The 21,380-nt window shown below is 39.4% G+C and carries 17 protein-coding genes; 9 read left to right on the top strand and 8 right to left on the bottom strand.

The window, feature by feature from the left end; translation table 11 throughout:
- Window positions 1-14: 14 nt before the first annotated feature.
- A complete protein-coding gene (locus tag J655_RS13545) occupies window positions 15-545 on the bottom strand; it encodes a YaeQ family protein (protein WP_005075397.1) in 531 nt (176 codons plus the stop codon).
- A gap of 189 nt (window positions 546-734) precedes the next feature.
- On the opposite strand from J655_RS13545, the gene dctA reads away from it, so the two are divergent.
- A complete protein-coding gene (gene dctA / locus J655_RS13550) occupies window positions 735-1,997 on the top strand; it encodes a C4-dicarboxylate transporter DctA (RefSeq protein WP_032005833.1) in 1,263 nt (420 codons plus the stop codon).
- A gap of 42 nt (window positions 1,998-2,039) precedes the next feature.
- On the opposite strand, the gene J655_RS13555 is transcribed toward dctA, so the two are convergent.
- A complete protein-coding gene (locus J655_RS13555; protein ID WP_032005831.1) occupies window positions 2,040-3,038 on the bottom strand; it encodes a CobW family GTP-binding protein in 999 nt (332 codons plus the stop codon).
- Window positions 3,039-3,538: 500 nt separating this feature from the next.
- Between J655_RS13555 and J655_RS13560 the strand changes: the two genes are divergently transcribed.
- Window positions 3,539-3,739, top strand: coding sequence for a hypothetical protein (locus tag J655_RS13560; protein ID WP_032005829.1), 201 nt, complete (start codon window positions 3,539-3,541; stop codon window positions 3,737-3,739).
- Window positions 3,740-3,867: 128 nt separating this feature from the next.
- Here the strand turns inward: J655_RS13560 and J655_RS13565 are convergent, their stop codons facing one another.
- From J655_RS13565 to J655_RS13580, 4 genes are all read right to left on the bottom strand, one after another.
- A complete protein-coding gene (locus J655_RS13565; RefSeq protein WP_005070756.1) occupies window positions 3,868-4,383 on the bottom strand; it encodes an acyl-CoA thioesterase in 516 nt (171 codons plus the stop codon).
- 250 nt (window positions 4,384-4,633) lie between these two features.
- On the bottom strand, window positions 4,634-5,248 hold the full coding sequence (locus J655_RS13570) for a MarC family protein (protein WP_002117499.1): 615 nt from the start codon (window positions 5,246-5,248) through the stop codon (window positions 4,634-4,636).
- 11 nt (window positions 5,249-5,259) lie between these two features.
- A complete protein-coding gene (locus J655_RS13575; protein WP_032005827.1) occupies window positions 5,260-7,326 on the bottom strand; it encodes a choline transporter in 2,067 nt (688 codons plus the stop codon).
- Between the two features lie 121 nt (window positions 7,327-7,447).
- Window positions 7,448-9,070 carry a BCCT family transporter gene (locus tag J655_RS13580; protein WP_032005825.1) on the bottom strand — a complete coding sequence of 541 codons (1,623 nt, stop codon included), beginning with the start codon at window positions 9,068-9,070 and terminating at the stop codon, window positions 7,448-7,450.
- 263 nt (window positions 9,071-9,333) lie between these two features.
- Here J655_RS13580 and betI point away from each other — a divergent pair, with 263 nt between their 5' ends.
- From betI to J655_RS13610, 7 genes are all read left to right on the top strand, one after another.
- Complete coding sequence (betI, locus tag J655_RS13585; protein ID WP_005070763.1) at window positions 9,334-9,957, top strand: transcriptional regulator BetI; 624 nt, start codon at window positions 9,334-9,336, stop codon at window positions 9,955-9,957.
- Window positions 9,950-11,422, top strand: a complete 1,473-nt coding sequence (gene betB, locus J655_RS13590; protein WP_032052489.1) for a betaine-aldehyde dehydrogenase — start codon at window positions 9,950-9,952, stop codon at window positions 11,420-11,422. The genes betI and betB overlap by 8 nt, the downstream gene beginning before the upstream one ends.
- A gap of 95 nt (window positions 11,423-11,517) precedes the next feature.
- Entirely contained in the window at window positions 11,518-13,176 is a 1,659-nt protein-coding gene (gene betA / locus J655_RS13595) for a choline dehydrogenase (RefSeq protein WP_032052490.1), read from the top strand.
- Between the two features lie 510 nt (window positions 13,177-13,686).
- Window positions 13,687-15,327: a malate dehydrogenase (quinone) gene (gene mqo, locus J655_RS13600; protein ID WP_032052492.1), complete on the top strand. Its 1,641-nt coding sequence runs from the start codon at window positions 13,687-13,689 to the stop codon at window positions 15,325-15,327.
- Window positions 15,328-15,416: 89 nt separating this feature from the next.
- Complete coding sequence (locus tag J655_RS0104430) at window positions 15,417-15,887, top strand: hypothetical protein (protein ID WP_032052493.1); 471 nt, start codon at window positions 15,417-15,419, stop codon at window positions 15,885-15,887.
- 216 nt (window positions 15,888-16,103) lie between these two features.
- Entirely contained in the window at window positions 16,104-16,982 is an 879-nt protein-coding gene (locus J655_RS13605; protein ID WP_014206015.1) for a homocysteine S-methyltransferase family protein, read from the top strand.
- A 5-nt stretch (window positions 16,983-16,987) separates the two neighbouring features.
- Window positions 16,988-18,322, top strand: a complete 1,335-nt coding sequence (locus J655_RS13610) for a basic amino acid/polyamine antiporter (protein WP_032052494.1) — start codon at window positions 16,988-16,990, stop codon at window positions 18,320-18,322.
- A 55-nt stretch (window positions 18,323-18,377) separates the two neighbouring features.
- Here J655_RS13610 and J655_RS13615 read toward each other — a convergent pair whose 3' ends face one another.
- Together J655_RS13615 and J655_RS13620 are read right to left on the bottom strand one after the other, a co-directional pair.
- Window positions 18,378-20,291, bottom strand: coding sequence for an esterase/lipase family protein (locus J655_RS13615; protein ID WP_032052495.1), 1,914 nt, complete (start codon window positions 20,289-20,291; stop codon window positions 18,378-18,380).
- 149 nt (window positions 20,292-20,440) lie between these two features.
- The gene (locus tag J655_RS13620; protein WP_032052498.1) at window positions 20,441-21,148 is read right to left on the bottom strand and encodes a YoaK family protein; all 708 of its coding nucleotides are present in this window, start codon (window positions 21,146-21,148) and stop codon (window positions 20,441-20,443) included.
- Window positions 21,149-21,380: the final 232 nt, after the last annotated feature.

Consider the following 21,380-nt stretch of genomic DNA (forward strand, 5'->3'; position numbering starts at 1 on the left):
TGCGCTTTTCTATGTTACTGTAACTGTGTCCACACAACACTTGCCTGACCCTTTTCACCTAAAAGCGTCCACTCGTTGTCCATGACATTTAATTGAAGCTGCATCGTACGTTCACAAAGTTGTTCAAGCTCTGCTGTACTTTGAGGAGCAATTTGCCACACTTGAACATTACTTAACGTTTTAATTTTACTGTTTCGTTTCCACCAGTCTTCGACTTGTGTGCCATACACAACAAGCGCAACTGTTTTACAGCGAGCACTGGCTTTTTTGACTTTATCTTCAGACGGTAAGCCAACTTCAATCCATGTTTCTAACTGACCTGTTAAATCTTTTTGCCATAATGCTGGCTCGTCAGTTTCAAAAAGGTCTTTAGTAAACTCAAGCTCATCACTTGCGAAACGGGCAAAAGCCATCAAACGAACCATTAAGCGTTCTAAAGTTTCCGAAGGATGCAAGGCAAGCGTCAGTTGATAATCACCATAAATATGGTCATCCATATTGGCAATATTCAAGTCTGCCTTATAAATTGTTGCTTTAAGCGCCATGATTAATATGTCCAAAAATTTGGCGCTAAGGATACTCGATTTTAGGTAAAAAATTATAAAAAAACTGAACAATACAAAGCATAGTCATGTGAAATTTGCATATTCTTCCAAAACGCTCAGCTTATTTTATAGTTGGCCGACTTTTTGCTTTAGAGAGAGATATTTTTCTCTTGCTAAAATTGATGACTTATGTGGCTAAAGCTCAAGCGTAGTTTATTTTTACAGGTTCTGTGTGCTCTCTTTCTTGGAGTTGCAGTTGGAATCGGCTTTCATGATTTCTCCCTTTCTCTAAAGCCATTAGGTGATGGTTTTATTTCTTTAATTAAGATGCTGATTGCACCAATTGTGTTTTGTGTTGTTGTACTGGGAATCTATGGTGCAAACGACATTAAAAAAATGGGCAAAGTCGGTGCAAAAACCATTCTTTATTTTGAAGTGGTCACCAGTATTGCCTTAATTTTAGGCATTATTGTGGCCTATGTATTTAAACCGGGCGTCGGTATGAATATCGATATTAGCCATTTAGATGCAAAAGATTTAAGTACGTATACCGAACGTGCCCACGAGATGCATACGGGTTCGGAATTTCTACTCAATATTATTCCGAAGACCTTCACTGCTGCTTTTGCAAACGGCGATATTTTACAGGTTTTATTGATCGCTATTTTATTTGGTGTTTCCCTACTTTTAATTCCTAAACATTTAGCAGAGCTGGTACGTCAAGCGCTTGAAGCTTTTTCGGAAGTCTTCTTTAAAATTATGGGACTTATTATTCGTTTAGCTCCAATTGGTGTATTCGGTTCAGTCGCCTATACCACTGCTAAATTTGGTTTAGATTCACTCTTACAATTGGGTTATTTAGTTTTACTGTTTTATGCAACCTGCATTTTATTTGTCGTTATTGTTTTAGGTTCGATTTTAAAACTTGCCGGTCTCAACATTTTCAAATTTGTGGGCTATTTTAAAGATGAACTCGCTATTGTTTTAGGTACCGCTTCTTCTGACTCTGTTCTTCCTCAAATTATGAAAAAACTCAAAAATTTGGGAATCAAAGATTCAACTGTCGGTTTGGTTATTCCAACTGGTTATTCATTTAATCTAGACGGGTTTTCAATTTACTTAACGTTAGGCGTGATCTTTATTGCACAGGCCTGCAATATTGATTTGTCTATGCATGACTTACTGGCTATTTTGCTGGTTTCGCTCATTACATCTAAAGGCGCTCACGGTATTCCAGGCTCGGCTTTAGTTATTCTTGCAGCCACACTTTCAGTGATACCAAGTCTCCCTGCAATTGGCTTAGTGCTTCTACTTTCAGTCGACTGGTTTATTGGAATTATTCGTGCCTGTACCAACTTAATTGGTAACTGTGTCGCGACCGTAGTGATTGCACACTGGGAAAAAGATATTGATCACGCTCAAGCTAAAGCTGTGTTAGATACAAAACCTTAAATCCATTATGAGAACATTAAATCATCTTTGGTTTAATGTTCTCTATTCTTCAAGCTGACAGGCAAGTAAAGCTGTTTCAAAAGCTAACCAATCATGGTTATGTTCGCTAATGATTTCAATGCGGTTATCAATGCCCTCTTCACCAGACTTATAATTAAACTGATCAGGATTAAAGTTAAAAACTTTCCACCCTTGATCTGTGTTAAAAATTCCCTTAATTCGAAGCCAGTCTTGCTGCGCACATAATAAATCTAGCAAATTATAAAAATCGAATTTCCAGCGTTTAGGTAATTTCCACCCTGCCACAATATAGCCTTGTGCCGACTCGACATAATGATAAGGTAATTGCTGAATTTCCTTCTTAACCTCGGTTTCAGTCATTTGTTTTTGAAGTTTCAGTAAAGGTTGTATAGATCGCTCAGTTAAACGAGCAGCTACATCAATTTTATTTAAAGCTAACTGACCATGTTCAATTTTAATCCACTCTTGGTGATAAGGCTGGTATTCGTCTTTTAATAGCTCAAGCGCCTGATCATCTTCAAAAGTCATCACATCGGTATGTGATACCACCACAATTTGAGCAGCTTTTAACTGATCTTCATAAAGGTTTTGTTTAACCCAATTGGTATCGTGCAAACGACTGCCATCTACCACCGTAATCAGTGCTCGCATAGCTAAACTACTTTGCCAATGAGGTTCAGTCAGTTGGTCAAATAATTGAGAAGGATGTCCAAGTCCAGTCGGCTCAATAAAGAGTCGATCTGGCTTTTGTTCACTCAATAGACGGGCTAAAGCAATATGCATCGGCAATTGACTGCTACAACATAGACAGCCCCCTAATAGTTCTTTGACCGCATATCCTTCTTCTTGGGATAAGAGTTGTTGGTCTACTCCAATTTGCCCAAATTCATTCATTAATACAGCCCAAACCTCATCTTTAGGCTTTTGGCTTAATAAATGCTGTAACAACGTGGTTTTTCCTGCCCCTAAAAAACCGGAAATAATATGGGTGGGAACAGTTTTTGGGGCTATCAGTTTCACAAGCGGCTCAAATCAACAAAGTATAAAAAACTAAGAAAGGTATATCACTGTTTAAATCCCATGAAAATGATTTTTCACTTTGAAGATATACTTTTCAATTATCAGGCTAAAGCTCTCAATTTGTGACAGGCATCTCATCAATTATCTAAATTAACTTTTAACCTCTACTATTCAAACGAAATATCCTATTCAAACATATTCACAATTCATGCCAGAGTGTTAGGTTTACGTAACAGAGTTGGCTTTTTTTTACTCGATAAGAAATATTTTTTCACATTTTAAGGTGTATTTAAGTCCCTTTATTTTACAGATTGCTCACATAAATGACCCGTATATTTCATATTGTTAAGATAGCCGTAATAGATTGTTAAGTTAATTGATGTAATACCAACCTCGGCTTAGCATGTGTCCTAGCTTAGTCATTCAGCCATACAGGTTTCAGGTATGTATGAACGATTAGGTTTAATTTATTTTTAAATGAAATTTAAGGATGCCATAAAATGAAATTAGCTAAAACTTTACTCGCTACTACACTTGCTTTAACTGCTGCTTCAACTTTTGCTGCTTCTAAGCACGACCAAGCACATAACGCTGCTGGTGAAGAAAAAGTTGTTGTTTCAACTCAAGAACAAGCAAACACTGCAAATGCTGCATCTGATGCTGTAGGTTCTGCTTCTGAAGCTGCTCCTGCAACTCGTTAATTCTCTCAGCATTCTCCTCCAAGCTCAGAGATAATTTTACTGAAATGAAAAATGGACGCTGAATTTTAGTAAAGAAGAGAAAGGATCGAACCATGCTGCGGTTCGGTCCTTTTTTAATTCAATCTTTTTTAAGAAGTTTTCTTATACATGCTACAAGATGGGTTGTGATTTTCTTGAAGACGTAAAACCTTACGATGCTCAGCAGCTTCAAAGCGGCAACGCTTCCATTCTGTATTTAGATTTAATTGAGGTACTTCACATGGCTTGCCCTGTTCATCAACAGCAACCATCGTGAAATAACAGCTATTGGTATGGCGCACTGTCCGCTTCTGGATATTTTGCGCTTCAACACGGATACCGACTTCCATTGAAGTACGACCTACATGGTTCACACTTGCCAAGAAGGTTACCAACTCACCTACATAAATAGGTTCTTTAAAATTTACTTTATCTACAGATAAAGTCACCACGTAGCCACCCGAATAACGACTTGCGCAAGCATAAGCGACTTGGTCTAGTAGTTTTAGAATCGTACCACCATGAACATTACCTGAAAAATTTGCCATATCAGGCGTCATCAAAACTGACATCGTCAATTCAGACTGATCATCAGTTGCTGTGGTCATTTCATCTAATGTAGGCATAGCTCAACTCTGTCTTAAAACAAGCTCAGTCAATATTATGGTTGATAATTCACAAAAAAAACATGCTTAAATCCATAACATAGCATCGTATTTTTTAATATCTTTGATTGTTTTTTAAAATTTAATTTTTTAAGGCACTATTTTTAAAGTTATTTTTTAAAGCTGTTCTATTTATCTTAGAATTTTTTAGAAGATGCTATGCCATTTTATTCCATGTTCAATGGCATAGCAGGTTCTTATGAATGACTTGCTAAACTTTATTAATGACGCCTGTCACACCATTAATAATCATATCAATGGCGATCGTACCAATTAATAAAGCAGATAAACGCCCGACAATATCAAAATAGCGGTCAATATGTTTGGCATGTTTATAGCGTAAATGATCATGTGAAAATTTCATCAAAATCAAAATACTGCAAGTTAAAAACAAGGTGAAGGCAATTACTAGCGCTGCCTCACCAATTGACATTTCAATCCCTGTGACTACCGCAGCGCTAATAGTCCCTGGGCCGATCATAAACGGCATGGCAATGGTGCCAGCCAGATGTTCTGGAGCACCACGCATTTCTCCAATGGTGTCGGCACCTTGAAACACATAGCGGTAGCCAATCACCAAAAAGATTAGACCTCCAAAAATCTGAAAGGCTTCAAAACGTACATTCAGATATTTACTAAAAATTGTTTCGCCGCCCCATGCAAATAGCATGAAGACAACAAAAGCAATCAAACTTCCCTGAATCAGTGCTTTATTAAACACCTTAGCTTCTGAATGGCGAATCAGGCCAATCATATAAATGCTCATTAAAAATGGATTGAGCAAAGAGAAAAATAAAGCAAAAGAATGTAGATAAGGAGAAGCCATGCATTTTCCTCTTAAGCTTGTGGATCTGGGAACAATGGACGATTCCCGGGACTAATACGATTAATATGTAAGAACGTCATATGTCTTTCATATTTATCTAAAATATCGTTAATGACCTGTTCTTTACTGTAACCGACCAGATCGTTATCTTGAGAGCCATCATAAAGATAGGTTTCAAGTCGGAAATAGAACTGTTTGCCTCGTTTTACACGCTGGCTAAAGTTCGGCGCGCTATAGCGTACAGGCCAGATCTGATAAACAAAGTTTTGCTCTTCTTCCAAATGGATAGTGAGATCTAGATGGTAAAGCGTATCTTCATCTTCAAGCGGGGTTTGCTGCACGTCCACATTCATACCCTGCTTAATCAACTCATCAGCAACAGCCTGAACAGCTGGCAAACACACCGTATCTAGCATGCGGTGTGTTTCAGTGGTTCCCGGATGATGCATCACTCGAGTTAAACGCTGTTTCCAGTTCAGAATATCAACGTTCCCTACGACTGGCGCTGCATTCATACTGCGACTAGCATGCCTGTAATCTTCAAGTCTGAGTGACTTATAAAGCCCTGCCATCACAAGGAACATCACAAAACTAAACGGCAAACCCATAATAATAGTTGCGTTTTGCAAGGCTGTAATGCCGTTGGTCATGAGCATGGCTAATGTGAGTAAACCAATCGCCACTGCCCAAAACACGCTTAACCAACGTGGAGCATCATTATCGATATTCGTGAGTTTAGTGGTGAAGTTACCTAAAACCAGAGCTCCTGAATCGGCAGAAGTCACGTAGAACAAAAGTCCTGTTACGGTGGCAATTGAAGCGATAAAGGTAAAGCCCGGATATTGCGCTAACAGGTCATAAAAACCATGAGCCGGATTTGCTAACACAGTCGCTGCTAAGGTTTGATTGCCTTCAAAAATAACGCTATGCAGAGCACTATTACCAAAAATAGATAACCACGTAAGTGTAAATAGAAGTGGAATAATTAAGGTACCGCATACAAACTCACGAATGGTACGTCCTCTTGAGATACGTGCCAAAAAGAGTCCTACAAATGGAGACCACGCAATCCACCACGCCCAGAAGAAGAAAGTCCAACTACTCATCCACTCTTTAGGCTGTTCAAAAGCAAAACTTTGTAATGCTAAAGCAGGGAAACGAGTTAAATAGTCACCAATATTTTGGACAAGGGCATTGAGTAAAAACTCAGTATTTCCCAAGAATAAAATAAACAGCAATAACCCGACCGAAACATAAATATTGATTTCAGATAAAATCCGCAGGCCTTTATTAACCCCAGATGTCACCGAAATAATACTAATACCCACTGCAACAGCAATCAGGATAAATTGCATCCAGATATTTTCTGGTAACCCCAATAACACATGTAGGCCGTAATTCAGCTGTACTACTCCAATCCCGCAGGTTGTTGCAATACCAAAAATTGTCCCGATCACGGCAGCTGTATCAACACTATGCCCAATCGCACCATTAATTCTGTTCCCGAAAATTGGGTAAAGTGCAGAACGAATGGTAAGCGGCAAATTATAACGATAGCTAAAGTATCCCAATGACATACCAATCAAGGCATACATACACCAGCCTGTTAAACCATAGTGAAACAATGTCCAAACCATACTTTGGCGTGCTGCTTCATAGGTTTGACCTGCTCCGACCGGAGGTTGCATATAATGAGATAGTGGTTCAGCGACCGAGAAGAACATGAGGTCGATACCAATACCAGCAGAGAACAGCATGGCAGACCAACTCAGTAAACTAAACTCAGGCTTTGAATGCTTAGGTCCTAATTTGATACTGCCATATCTTGAGCAGGCAATAAAAATCACGAAGGCCATATATAATGTTGCGGCGAGCAGATAATACCAACCAAAGGTTGAAGTCACCCACTGAAGCACGGCATTCATGACTCGATTTGCAAAATCGTTGAACAAAAACGTGACGAGAGAAAAAATTAAAATAAGTACAGCTGAAAAATAAAAAACCACACGGTTGAGCGGGTCTTTTTTAGATTTAGATAATGTTAAATCATCAACTGCTCTTGGATTATCTGTTGCCATACAATCCTCAAGGAATAAAATAAAAACAAAATATTTAATTTCGTCTTTTCACTCTTATTTAAAACAATGAAAAGACGACTTTAAACGCAAAAAAATAATATATAGATGTGATCGATTGAGGTTATAAAACCTCGGTCACTTTATTCTGTCCACAGTTCGATGGGACTGAAATGTCTTTTGAAACAGCTAACTGTTTTTTCACTAATTGAGGGTCAAAATCATCTTGCTTTAACGCTTTGGCTAAACCAAACATATAGAGCAAAATAATGACTGAAAATGGTAAACCACATAACACCACAGCACTTTGCATGGAGTTAAAACTACCGGCTAATAGCAAGCCAATACTTACAATGGTAATTACCACAGACCAAAAGACGCGTAACCAGATCGGTGAATCACTATCATTGGTGCCCCCTTTTGAGGACAAATTAGCGATCATTAGTGTACCAGAGCCAACTGGTGTCAAAAATAAAACGAAACAAATTACAACAACAATACCCGCAACGTACGGATTAAACGGCAGATATTCGAGTAATTTAAATAAAGATAATGCTGGATCAGTTAAGACCATATCACCTAATACTTTCTGTTTTTGCTGCAAGATAAAATAAATTGCAGTGTTTCCAAAAACTGAAATCCAAGCCAATGTAAAGCCTAGTGGAATCAGGCATACACCCAATACAACTTCACGAATGGTACGTCCTTTTGAAATACGGGCAATAAACATACCGACAAAAGGCGCCCAAGCAATCCACCAAGCCCAATAAAATACGGTCCACGAACCCAACCAGCCACTGGCTTTTTGATTGTACAAATACATATCAAAACTTTTACCAATAAAATTATTGAGATAATCGCCCGTATTTTGTACCAGACCATTTAATAAATGGTTAGTCGGACCCGTTAAAAATACAAATAAAAGTAAGGCATACAGCAGACGTAAATTAATACGCGACAACCATGCTAAACCTTTTTCAATACCAACCACTGTCGTAATCGTCGCAACGAACATCATGATGAGCACGGCAGTAATTAAGGTCGCTGAGTTATCCGGAATTTGCGGCAGTAAGTAACAAATGCCCGATACCAGCACTAATGCTCCGATTCCCAAGTTGGTGACTAAGGAAATAACCGTCGCTAAAATTCCAAAACCATCGACAAAATCACCCACCAAGCCATGTACTCGCTCTCCAAAAATTGGGTAAAGCGCCGAGCGAAGTGCTAATGGCAAGTTTTGTCTAAAAGCAAAGTAGCCTAAAGTAACTCCGAGCAATGCATAGAGCACCCAGCCATGAATCCCCCAATGCAAAAAGCTATAAGTCATCGCATTACGGGCTGCCTGAATCGTTCCTGCCTCGCCTTCTGGCGGTCTTAAAAAATGGTCAACCGGTTCGGCCACACCATAATAAAGTAGCGCAATACCAATCCCTGCCGAAAACAGCATTGAAGTCCAAGCCAAATAACTAAACTCTGGTTTGTCGTCATCTTTTCCCAAAGGAATCTGCCCTACTTTTGAAAAAGCGAGCCAACCAACAAAACCCAGACACAGCACAATAACCAGCATGTAATACCACCCAAAAAAGTGATTTACTTGCTCTTGTACATAGGTCAGCCAAAACTGACTTTTTTCTGGAAACAGCACAAAAAGCAGGCCAAAAATACCGATACTGATTGCTGAACTCCAAAATACGAAACGATTTAACCGAATATGGTCTGAAGAATATCCATCACTTTTCAACACCATCTTATTGCTCCTTGCAATCGGTGTATTTTTCTCAAAATAACGTGATAAGTAATGTACTTATGCGCATCATCCTATCCTTAAGAACCTTTGATTTCACCTCTTTATTTTTAGAAGCTTGTTCAAAAATTCATTGATTTTTACATATCATACTTGTTATTGATTGAACGTTCAATCAATAACAAGTATGATAAAAAAGTGCTATATGCTCTGCAAGTTAACATGTTGAATTTTAAGCACCACTAAAAGTGCTGATGTGGACAACCATGACAAAACGCAGAGTAAAACCAGAACATGTGCGACGTGAAGAAATCATGAACGCTGCACTCGACGTAATTTATGAAGTGGGGTTATCTAATACCACCATTGCACAAATTGCAAAAAAAGCCGAGCTGTCGACCGGCATTGTCAGCCATTATTTTGGCGACAAACAAGGGTTGATAAATACCTGCATGCAAGAAATGTTAAATGTTCTGCGTCGTAAAACCGAACAGTACAGAGCAGAAGCAGATTCGCATCCAGAGAGCCAGATTAAGGCCATTATCGACTCTAACTTTGACATTAGTCAGGTCAATGAAAAAGCAATGCGGGTCTGGTTGGACTTTTGGTCAGCAAGTATGCATGTACCAGACTTAAGCCGCTTACAAAAGATTAATGATCAACGCCTGTACTCCAACTTGAAATTTTATTTTCTTAAGTTAATGGATGAACAACAGGCCAGTGTTGCCGCTAGAGGTTTGGCAGCATTGATTGATGGATTATGGTTACGAGGCAGTTTAAGCCGTCATAACGAATTTGACAGCAATCTTGCTCGTTCCATTGCTTACGATTATGTACAAACGCAATTGCAATTTGCGAACAAGCCTTTGCAGGAGAGACAAAATGAGTGATGTACAAGTTCATCAATTGTATATCCATGGACGCTACGTTAAAGCAACCAGTGGTAAAACATTTAATAGTATTAACCCTGCCAACGGCGAGACAATCGCGACTCTTCAGCAAGCTTCTGAACAAGATATTGAAGCTGCTGTACAAAGTGCCCAACAAGGACAAAAAATCTGGGCTGCCATGACTGCCATGGAACGTTCACGTATTTTACGTCGTGCTGTCGACATTCTTCGTGAACGTAATGATGAGCTTGCCCGTCTTGAAACACTCGACACAGGTAAAGCTTTTAGCGAAACATCTACAGTCGATATTGTGACTGGCGCAGATGTACTCGAATACTACGCAGGACTTGCAACAGCCATTCAAGGCGAACAAGTTCCACTTCGCGAATCAAGTTTCTTTTATACACGCCGTGAACCGTTAGGTGTAGTTGCTGGTATTGGTGCTTGGAACTATCCAATTCAAATTGCTTTATGGAAATCTGCCCCTGCCCTTGCTGCCGGCAATGCCATGATTTTCAAACCAAGTGAAACCACTCCACTCACTGCATTTAAACTTGCAGAAATCTATACAGAAGCTGGCTTACCAGACGGCGTATTTAACGTGGTGCAAGGTGCTGGCCGTGAAATTGGTCAATGGCTCACTGAACATCCCGTGATTGAAAAAATCTCATTCACTGGCGGTGTGGAAACTGGCAAAAAAGTTATGGCAAGCGCTGCTGGCTCTACGCTAAAAGAAGTGACTATGGAACTTGGTGGTAAATCTCCACTCATTATTTGTGAAGATGCCGACCTTAACCGTGCCGCAGATATTGCAGTCATGGCGAACTTCTTTAGCTCAGGTCAGGTATGTACCAACGGTACGCGTGTATTTGTTCCAAAATCACTTCTAGCCGACTTTGAAAAAGCGGTTGTAGAACGTGTAAAACGTATTCGCATTGGCGACCCAATGGCTGAAGACACCAACTTCGGTCCACTCACTAGCTTCCCTCACATGGAAAAAGTGTTGTCTTTCATTGAGTCAGGCAAACAACAAGGCGCTAAAGTGTTAATTGGCGGTGGCCGCGCAACAGAAGGTGAACTTGCAAAAGGCGCTTATGTACTACCGACGGTATTTAGCGACTGCACTGACCAGATGGCTATTGTTCAAGAAGAGATTTTTGGACCTGTCATGAGCATCTTAAGCTATGAAACTGAAGAAGAAGTGATTCAACGTGCTAACGACACGACCTTTGGTTTAGCTGCCGGCGTAGTTACTCAAGACATCAGCCGTGCTCATCGTATTATTCACCAAATTGAAGCAGGTATTTGCTGGATTAACACGTGGGGCGAATCGCCTGCCGAGATGCCAGTCGGTGGCTATAAACAATCTGGTGTAGGCCGTGAAAATGGCTTAACTACGCTTGGGCACTATACTCGTATCAAATCTATTCAAGTTGAACTTGGCGATTATCAAAGCATTTTTTAATGCCTCCATCGCTTTAAACACTTCAACCTAAATCACATATGCCGAGCAGTCTTTATAGATTGCTCAGGCAAACTGTTAGTAAAAAAAGGATAGTTATGAATATTAAAGAATATGATTACATTATTATTGGCGCAGGATCTGCCGGAAATGTACTCGCTGCGCGTCTTACTGAAGACAAAGATACCACCGTTTTATTATTAGAAGCGGGTGGACCAGATTATCGCTTGGATTTCCGTACACAAATGCCGGCAGCTTTGGCCTACCCTCTTCAAGGCCGTCGCTATAACTGGGCTTATTTAACCGACCCAGAACCACACATGAACAACCGTCGTATGGAATGTGGTCGTGGTAAAGGTTTAGGTGGCTCATCTTTAATTAATGGTATGTGCTATATCCGCGGTAACGCAATGGATTTAGAGCAATGGTCAACTCATAAAGGCCTTGAAAACTGGTCTTATGCTGACTGTTTACCTTACTACAAAAAAGCCGAAACTCGTGATATTGGTGGCAACGACTACCATGGTGATAGCGGTCCTGTGTCCGTTGCTACTCCTAAAAATGGCAACAATGTGTTGTTCCATGCCATGGTTGAAGCTGGTGTACAAGCCGGTTACCCGCGTACTGATGACTTAAATGGTTACCAACAAGAAGGCTTTGGTCCAATGGACCGTACGGTAACCCCTAAAGGTCGCCGTTCAAGTACCGCACGTGGTTATTTGGATATGGCAAAAGGTCGTCCAAACCTGACCATTCTGACTCACGCCACAACCAATAAAATTTTATTTAATCAAAAGCAAGCAATTGGTGTTGAATACATTATTGGTGCTGACCAAAACAACTTACAACGTGCATTGGTTAAACGCGAAGTGTTACTTTGTGCAGGTGCAATTGCGTCACCACAAATTTTACAGCGCTCGGGTGTAGGTCAAAGTACCTTCTTAAAATCAATGGACATTGATGTGGTTCATGATTTGCCGGGTGTGGGTGAAAACCTGCAAGACCATCTAGAAATGTACTTACAATATAAATGTAAGCAACCTGTTTCTTTATACCCTGCCTTGAAATGGTATAACCAACCTGCAATTGGTGCCGAGTGGTTATTTAACGGTACAGGCATTGGTGCAAGTAACCAGTTTGAAGCAGGCGGATTTATCCGTAGTTCGGATGAGTTTACGTGGCCAAACATTCAGTATCATTTCTTGCCGGTTGCCATTAACTACAATGGTAGTAATGCAGTGAAAGAACATGGCTTCCAAGCACACGTTGGCTCAATGCGTTCGCCTTCACGCGGTCGTATCAAACTTAAATCGAAAGATCCGTTTGAGCATCCAAGTATCTTGTTTAACTACATGTCGACCGAACAAGACTGGCGTGAGTTCCGTGATGCAATCCGAATCACTCGTGAAATCATGCAGCAACCCGCGCTTGATCCATATCGTGGTGAAGAAATTAGTCCGGGCAAACATTTGCAAACCGATGCAGAGCTTGATGACTTTGTTCGTAACCATGCAGAAACAGCTTACCATCCATCTTGTAGCTGCAAGATGGGTGAAGATGAAATGGCTGTTGTAGATGGTCAAGGCCGTGTACACGGTATGCGTGGTTTACGTGTTGTCGATGCCTCTATCATGCCGCTCATTATTACCGGTAACTTAAACGCAACTACTATTATGATTGCCGAGAAAATTGCAGACCAAATTCGTGGACGTGAGGCGTTACCACGTTCAACTGCACCGTTCTATGTAGCATCATAAAATCTGAAAGGGCATATTTCTTATGCAGAAATATGCCCTTAATTTAATCTTTATAGAACCAATATTAATAAGAACCATGTATGACAGAAAATAAGCGTCTACGAAGAGCTTATTTACATAAATAGGGTAAGAAATAAAAATTAATCAATTTTTATAGGCAAATATTCTTCAAATGATTCAACTTTAATCAAATTAAAATTATTAATTTAATTTCAAATATTTAAATAAAAACAATTAGCTTAAATTATCTTTTTAAAGCTTAATTTGATTAAATATAAATCATATTTATGATTTTGATGAACCCCATTTATTATAAAAATTGTCTTGTCAATGCAAAATTAGTCTAAAATATAGAGTGTTTGCGATAATCCCAAGTAATTTTTATTTTTTTCGAAGTTCTCTAATTTTGAGAATTTACTTTCGCATTTATATCCGTTTTGTCTGGATACGCTGTCTAGGTTTCCTCACACCTTAAGTGACTCAAATAACTTATTTTAAGGTCCCCCTTACATGAAAAAGTTTTTGAAATACCTTCTGGTATTAATCATTCTTATTCTAATTGCAGGTATTGCATTCTTGTTTAGACCAACAACGTCAAAACAAGTTGAAACTGCAAAAGATGAGCCAGTTGTTGATGCTGTTCTTGTTGGCGGCGGCATCATGAGTGCCACTCTCGGTACTTATTTCACTGAGCTTGAACCAAACTGGCAAATTCGTATGTACGAACGTCTTGATCAAGTTGCTCAAGAAAGTTCAAACGGCTTTAACAATGCCGGAACAGGCCACTCTGGCTTTATGGAAATGAACTATACCGAAGAGAAAAACGGTAAGATGGAAATTGCCAAAGCTGAAAAAGTTGCTTCTCAATTTGAAGTTGCTAAACAGTTCTGGTCATATCAGGTAAAACAAGGCGTTTTAGCTGAACCAAAATCATTCATTAATCCAGTTCCACACATTGCTTTCGTTTGGGGCGATAACGTTCAATTCTTAGAAAAACGTTATGCTGCCATGATCCAAAGCCCGTTGTTCAAAGGCATGAAATTTACTGAAGACCCAGCTGTGATTAAACAATGGGCACCTTTAGTGATGAATGACCGAGACCCTAGTCAAAAAGTTGCAGCGACCCGTATGGATGTTGGCTCTGACGTGAACTATGGTTCAATCACTAAACAATTAGTGGGTCATTTAAATCAAAATCCTAATTTCAAATTACAGACATCGACTGAAGTGACTGGCATCAGCCAAAATGATGACAAAACTTGGACTGTGTCTTTCAAAAATTTGAAAACTGGTAAAGTAGATCACGTTAAAACACGTTTTGTATTTATCGGTGCAGGTGGTGCAGCAGTTAAATTATTGCAACTTACTGGTTTACCAGAGGCGAAACAATATGCTGGCTTCCCTGTTGGTGGTGAGTTCTTAATTACTGACAATCCAAAAATTACTGCTGAACACACAGCGAAAGTATATGGCCGTGCTGAACTTGGTGCGCCTCCAATGTCTGTACCACATATTGATACACGTTATATCGACGGTAAAAAATATGTATTGTTTGGCCCATTTGCAACGTATTCAAACAAGTTCCTGAAAAATGGTTCTCAGCTTGATTTACTGGCATCAACCAACAAAAACAACGTTTTACCAATGACCACTGTTGGCTTGGAAAACCTTGATCTTGTTAAATACTTGGTTAGCCAAGTCATGATGTCAGATGAAGACCGTCTAAATGAACTTCGTAAGTACTACCCAGATGCTAAAGCTGAAGACTGGCGTTTAAGCCAAGGTGGTCAACGTGTTCAGATCATCAAGAAAGAACCGGGTAAACCTGCAACACTTCAATTCGGTACAGAAATCTTTGCGTCTAAAGATGGTGCTGTAACTGCCTTGTTAGGTGCGTCTCCGGGTGCTTCGACTTCTCCATACATCATGCTTAACTTGCTTGAAAAAGCTTTCCCTCAGCAAACTGAAGGTAAGTGGAACCAGAAGCTTCATGAAATTGTAGTGTCTTATAAGCAAGACTTGAGCAAAGATCCTGTGTTACTCGACAAAGTTCGTCAGTACACAAGTTCTACACTTGGCTTGAACTATACATCTCCGTTCAAAGCTGCAAACGATGAAACCGCTGCTGCCCCAGTTGCAAAAGCAAACTAAGTTTGACGATGTATAAATAAAATTCCAAAAGGATGAATTTCGATTCGTCCTTTTGTTTTTTAAGCCCTCCCTTGAGATATAGATTTGCTATGACGCCTTTAACCTCATCATCTCACCTCTTGTCATTTTTTTTTAAGCTCATGCTTGTTTTGCTGCTGGCTTATCTTTTGGTAAGCGGGTTTTATATGTGGATGATTGGCGGTACAGCAATTTACGTCAGCTCAGCCCTGTTACTTGCCATAACGGCTTATGCATTTAAGCTCGGTAAATATCAAAAGCTATGTTCTGTTTTAAATGTGCTGATGAGTGCAGTGGCTTTATATTTTAGTACTGCTCATTTATTTTTCTCCCCTGTTCAATTCTTTATATTTTTACCTGCCTTATTTTTTGTACTGTTAGCTTTTGCTCGCCTAGAAAAAGTTCGTCGCTTATCTAAAGTTTTAATATTCATCAGTTTATTAATTTGGTCAGGCATACACTTTATGCAGCTTGAACAGCTTAAAGCGTATTATAAAACGCAGCACACTGGCGAAAGTTGGCAACAATATGGCGCGTTATAAGATTATTTTTTAGTCTACATTTTCAAATAAATACCTTATCTTTTTCACATGAAGTTCATCAATAAAACTGAACATCGTCTACAGAAATCCTTTTAAGAAAAAATATTCATAACAATCTAATTTATTTAGAAATATATCGAGCATATTCGCGATTGAACACAATCCATCTACACGCTAGATTAGCTGAATTATTTTTCTCCCTTTACGTTGTAATTTATGAAAATTTTAGATGGCGGTTTAGGCCGTGAATTGGCCCGTCGTGGCGCTCCATTTCGTCAACCTGAGTGGTCTGCACTTGCACTCATTGAAGCACCTGAAACAGTAAAAGAAGTACATCTCGATTTTATTAATGCTGGCTCAGAAGTCATTACGACTAACAACTACGCTGTTGTGCCTTTTCATATTGGACAAGAACGCTTTGAAACTGACGGCGTGCGTTTAATTAAAGTTGCTATTGAACAAGCAAAAAATGCAGTTAAAGAAAGCGGCAAAAATGTCAAAATTGCAGGCTGCTTACCACCGTTATTTGGTTCTTACCGTGCTGACCTGTTCCAACCAGAACAAGCTAAAAGCCTTGCTGAGCCGATCATTAACACATTGGCACCGGAAGTTGATTTTTGGTTAGCAGAAACCCAATCTTGCTTAAAAGAAGTTGAAACAGTCCATGCGTTATTACCACAAGATGGTAAAGACTATTGGGTGTCATTTACGCTGCAAGATGAAATTAAACAAGAACAAGCCCTACTTCGTTCAGGCGAAAATATGCAACAAGTGGCTGATTTCATCAAACAATCTAATGCCAAAGCAGTGTTGTTTAATTGCTGCCAACCTGAAGTGATCTTGCAAGCAATTAATGAAATTAAAGGACTTATTCCTGAGTCGGTACAAATTGGTGCTTATGCCAATGCTTTCCCACCGCAAGATGAAAGCGCTACTGCCAACGATGGTCTCGATGAAATTCGTAAAGACCTAGATGCTCCAGCTTATCTAGGTTTTGCCAAGCAATGGCAGCAAGCAGGTGCAAGTTTAGTGGGCGGTTGTTGTGGTATCGGGCCAGAACACATTGCTGAACTTTCTCAATTTTTTAAAGAATAAATACCATGTCTGCTGCCAAAATCGGATTATTGTCTCTTACAGCGCTGGTCTTTAGTTCTATGGTGGGGTCAGGCGTATTTAGCCTTCCCCAAAATATGGCTCAAGTCGCCAACGGCTCTGCCCTTCTAGTTGCATGGCTCATTACTGGGGTCGGTATTATTTTCTTGGCCCTCTCATTGTTACATTTAACGCGTCAACGACCAGACCTTGACGGCGGTATTTATAACTATGCACGCGAAGGTTTTGGAGACCTGATCGGTTTTTGCTCAGCGTGGGGCTATTGGTTGTGTACTACCATTGGTATTGTCGGTTATGTGGTGATTGCCTTTTCAGGCATCGGCATGTTTACCGACAGCAAAGATCATATTATTTTTGGTGAAGGTAATACGCTCTACTCACTGATTGGCTCAAGCATTTTTGTGTGGCTGGTGCACTGGTTAGTAAGTCGAGGTATTAAAGAAGCTGCGATTGTGAATTTACTGGCAACCATTGCCAAAATTATTCCAATGGTGGTTTTCATCTTCTTTACCTTCATTGCCTTTAAGTTTGATCTATTCAAACTCAACTTACATGACTTTTCTTTGCAAGTTCCACTTTGGCAGCAAGTGAAAGACCTGATGTTGATTACCCTTTGGGTATTTACCGGTATTGAAGGTGCTGTAGTTTTATCATCGCGTGCAAAAAAACGTCATGATATTGGTAAAGCAACTATTTTAGGTGTTTTGCTGGCATTAAGTTTTTACGTGATGGTGACAGTATTGGCTTATGGTGTGGCGAGTCGTGAAGCGCTTGCAGGCATGCATAACCCATCTATGGCGACCATTTTGCAGCAACTGATCGGCTTGCCGGGTACCATTATTATTACTATCGGGCTGATTATTTCGGTTGCATCCTCTTATTTAAGTTGGACTTTATTTGCCACTGAAATTCCATTTTTAGCTGCAAAAAATGGTGCTTTCCCGAAATTATTTTTAAAAAATAATCAAAATAATGTGCCCATTTCATCACTTTGGCTGACGACACTGGTCGTACAAGGTTCTTTAATTGCCGTGTATTTTTTCAATAAAAATTACACTCAACTTTTATTGATTTCATCGGTCATGATTTTGCTGCCTTATTTTCTGGTGTCAGCTTTTTACCTTAAAGAATCCATTCGCCATAAACGCATGCCGCATATTGCGATTGCAAGTGTCGCTTCAATCTATGCGCTTTGGTTACTCTATGCAGCAGGTTTAGACTTACTGCTGTTGTCTGGTGTGTTGTATTTGGTCGGCTTGGTTATTTTTTCAATCAGCTACTTTGAGCATAAAAAATCGCTCAAACAAAATCAGCTAAATTAATTATTTCAACCACTGTTGACCTAGTTCAGCAGTGGTTTTCTAAAAACAAAAATTTCTATTTTGAAGGCTGCGACTGCTTTAAATGCAATCGTAAAATACGGCGTAACTCTAAAATTGCCTCAGGGCTAGTTTGAATCGAATGCCCACCTTTAATGATCAACTCCGACTGCTCCCCACCTAAATGCGAACTTTGATAAGGCACAATTCCATCACTGCTTTTTAACTTGTCAGTTGTCCCGTTAATATTACCCATAATTGAGTGATAGACCACTTGTGGCGATGGTTGAATGGCTTGAGTCAACTGCATAAAGTTAGAAGAGCGACTTAAATTACTTGCTCCGTTTTCAATTAAACCTTTTCTGAGTTTTGTATTTTTCTCGTCTCTCATTTCAACTGCAATAAAAAAATCAGCGGGCAAACGAATAATACGGCGGGCAATTTGGGTAAACCATCGGTCAGCGTAGTCAGTACCATGGTGCGGTGCCGAAACAAAAACAACTCGATTAAAATATGGCAAAGCCTTGAACTGAAAACGCTCTTGAATTACCGGATTTTCTTTTAAACGATTTAACTGCGCTTCATTCATTTTTTGTATGGCTTGCTCTGAAACATCAGCATCACTGACCAATAAACGGCTAATCACGCCGCCCATACTATGCCCGACCAACACTGCATCGTGTGCCGCATAACTGTCTTTCGCAATGTTTTGAAAAGCCTGATTCAACAATGAATAAATCTGAAAGCGACTTTCAAAAATCGGCATATTGGTTGAATAAAACACCTGCCAAACCTGATAATTTTTCCTTAATTCGGCATCGCCCATAATGTCATTGGTTAGGCTCACCCACGCCTCTGGGCTACTTGCTAAGCCATGAACAAACACAATAATTTTCTTATTCGGGTTAAAAGGTTCCAGCATATATAAATGCGGCATGATTAAATTGGCTTCTTTATTAATTAAAGACCAATAACCTGCTGCACCTAAATTATATTTCGATAGCCACAGCCCATAAGGAGCCGAATAGTTTGCAGTCAGTGGATAGTCCACACCTTCAATTTTTACACGGTCTTGTCGATATGGATCGAACATCGCAATTTCTAACTCTGCCCCAACAATGACCTGATCGGCTGTGGCTTTTTGTTTTGGGTATGCAATAGCAGTGGCTGGAAAGAAGCGTGGTAAATGAATATTAGGGTTGGCTTGGTGAGCATAAAAATTATCGGGGTCTAAAATGAAGCCGTGATTCACATCATTTTCTTTACGCCCAACAATAAACTCTGCCCCCAAACCATCCTTACGGTTAACGGTATTAAAACCAGAAAAGTTCATGTTATAGCTTGAGCGAAAAGTATCGACTTCAATTTTTTGTACATCTAACGCGTGGTCAAAATTGACATGGTACTCATGCCCATCTGCTTTCAGCAATGGCGGAAAACGATGTGTATTTAAATGATTAAAATACGTGGTCATAAGCTTTGATAAGGCGACGTTATAAAAAATACGTACCTGATTTTGGCGATGGTCAAATACCCGATCGAACGGCGACTCTTCAGAGTCAAATAAATAGACATAACTATAGCGTAAGCTTTTATCGAACAGCGCTAACTCCTGCTCAACGCAACTGTTACTTTTATTAATAACATGACACTGGCTACTACGCCCAACATCTAAAGCTTTTGCCAAGTAAATTTCACTCAGCGCAGCATAGCGTTCTTCTCGGCTACTATTTTCGGACAGGCTCTGAACCTTATTTAAACAATCATCAAAATTTTGTAGGCAAGTTTTTTCATCTTCTTTGACCAAATACAGTAAGTTTTGGGTTTGATGGCTTAAGGTGCCATCGGTCAGAATACTTTCATTCTTACTTTTTAAAGCATTGCTTAAATTACTTTCTTTTAAATGAATGACCTGACAACCACTGAGCAAAGCCATTATTGTTATCATTGAATAATGGTAAGACTTTGTCATTCTGCCTTCCTTAATCGAATGTATTCCCCATCTGGTCATTATGCCTGTAAAGCAGTGAACGAACAATTTCGAGTCCGCTTCCGTTTTGCTTTATTACGAAAAAAAGCCTGAACTCATTTTAATTCAGGCTAATTTGTTATTTCTTCGAATTAAGCTTGGTTGAACTTTTGCTGTGAAGCTAAATAAGAGAAATACAAAATTGGTAAGATAAACGGCGCTACACTCCAGAAATCAAAATAGACATAAAGTATCGCTCCTAAGAAAGCGCCAATTACAAACCCAATTACAATACTGGCACTTTTTAGAAAACTTGCCCGATTAGCTGCATTATTGTTTTTAAGTAAGTTGGCAATATCAATCCCAAGCTGGGTAGTGTTGCCTGTCATCATGGTGCTTGGGCTAATATTTTTAATAAGGGTTTTGCTTGAAGTATTACGAATAGCCAAAGCAATTAAACCTAGCCCACCCGTTACTGCAACTGTTAATGCATCCGGATCTTTAAATGGCTCGAAGTAAAGCCCTGCCACCATAAAGCCACATAGAAAAATAGCTTCAAATAAAAATAAATAAGACAGCGTTTTGTGCTTGACCTGACTGCGGTCAATCAACAGTTTTGTAATGACAACGGTCAAAATAAATAATGGAATTGCTGCGAGCTTAATCCATAAACCCGAGCCACCTTTAACCCATGCTGCCCCTGCCAACACTAAGTTTCCCGTCACATGCGCGGTGAAAAAGCCAAACAATGCGATAAAGCCAATAGTATCAATTGCCCCACCCACCATAGTGAGTAAAACAGGATCTCGACATATTGCCCAGGTACTTTCTGTGTCTTTTTTAATTGGGGTATCTGTCATAAAAAATATCCTGTTAAATTAAAACTTTAAAGTAAGCAAGTTGTATATAAATGATTTAAAAATGAATAATACTAAAGCGTTTATGAAAGCAAAAAATTATGTAAAAAAATAGGGTGCGTAATGTCGTAACACTGTCTTTAAAATGGCAACAATCAAAATTGACTATTTTTAAAACACTAAACTGTTATCATCCTCAAATCAATTTGACCTCTAAAACTGTTCTAACTATGAT

This window comes from Acinetobacter sp. 1294243, from assembly GCF_000588015.1.
GTDB classification, from domain to species: domain Bacteria; phylum Pseudomonadota; class Gammaproteobacteria; order Pseudomonadales; family Moraxellaceae; genus Acinetobacter; species Acinetobacter pittii.

Excerpts from the sequence above, each read along its gene's own strand:
- betI (WP_005070763.1), top strand. The coding sequence starts at position 9,334 with ATGACAAAACGCAGAGTAAAACCAGAACATGTGCGACGTGAAGAAATC.
- betA (WP_032052490.1), top strand. The coding sequence starts at position 11,518 with ATGAATATTAAAGAATATGATTACATTATTATTGGCGCAGGATCTGCC.
- J655_RS13575 (WP_032005827.1), bottom strand. The coding sequence starts at position 7,326 with ATGGCAACAGATAATCCAAGAGCAGTTGATGATTTAACATTATCTAAA.
- J655_RS13610 (WP_032052494.1), top strand. The coding sequence starts at position 16,988 with ATGTCTGCTGCCAAAATCGGATTATTGTCTCTTACAGCGCTGGTCTTT.
- betB (WP_032052489.1), top strand. The coding sequence starts at position 9,950 with ATGAGTGATGTACAAGTTCATCAATTGTATATCCATGGACGCTACGTT.
- J655_RS13605 (WP_014206015.1), top strand. The coding sequence starts at position 16,104 with ATGAAAATTTTAGATGGCGGTTTAGGCCGTGAATTGGCCCGTCGTGGC.
- J655_RS13545 (WP_005075397.1), bottom strand. The coding sequence starts at position 545 with ATGGCGCTTAAAGCAACAATTTATAAGGCAGACTTGAATATTGCCAAT.
- J655_RS13565 (WP_005070756.1), bottom strand. The coding sequence starts at position 4,383 with ATGCCTACATTAGATGAAATGACCACAGCAACTGATGATCAGTCTGAA.
- J655_RS13615 (WP_032052495.1), bottom strand. The coding sequence starts at position 20,291 with ATGACAAAGTCTTACCATTATTCAATGATAACAATAATGGCTTTGCTC.
- J655_RS13560 (WP_032005829.1), top strand. The coding sequence starts at position 3,539 with ATGAAATTAGCTAAAACTTTACTCGCTACTACACTTGCTTTAACTGCT.
- dctA (WP_032005833.1), top strand. The coding sequence starts at position 735 with ATGTGGCTAAAGCTCAAGCGTAGTTTATTTTTACAGGTTCTGTGTGCT.
- J655_RS13580 (WP_032005825.1), bottom strand. The coding sequence starts at position 9,070 with ATGGTGTTGAAAAGTGATGGATATTCTTCAGACCATATTCGGTTAAAT.
- J655_RS13620 (WP_032052498.1), bottom strand. The coding sequence starts at position 21,148 with ATGACAGATACCCCAATTAAAAAAGACACAGAAAGTACCTGGGCAATA.
- J655_RS0104430 (WP_032052493.1), top strand. The coding sequence starts at position 15,417 with ATGACGCCTTTAACCTCATCATCTCACCTCTTGTCATTTTTTTTTAAG.
- mqo (WP_032052492.1), top strand. The coding sequence starts at position 13,687 with ATGAAAAAGTTTTTGAAATACCTTCTGGTATTAATCATTCTTATTCTA.
- J655_RS13570 (WP_002117499.1), bottom strand. The coding sequence starts at position 5,248 with ATGGCTTCTCCTTATCTACATTCTTTTGCTTTATTTTTCTCTTTGCTC.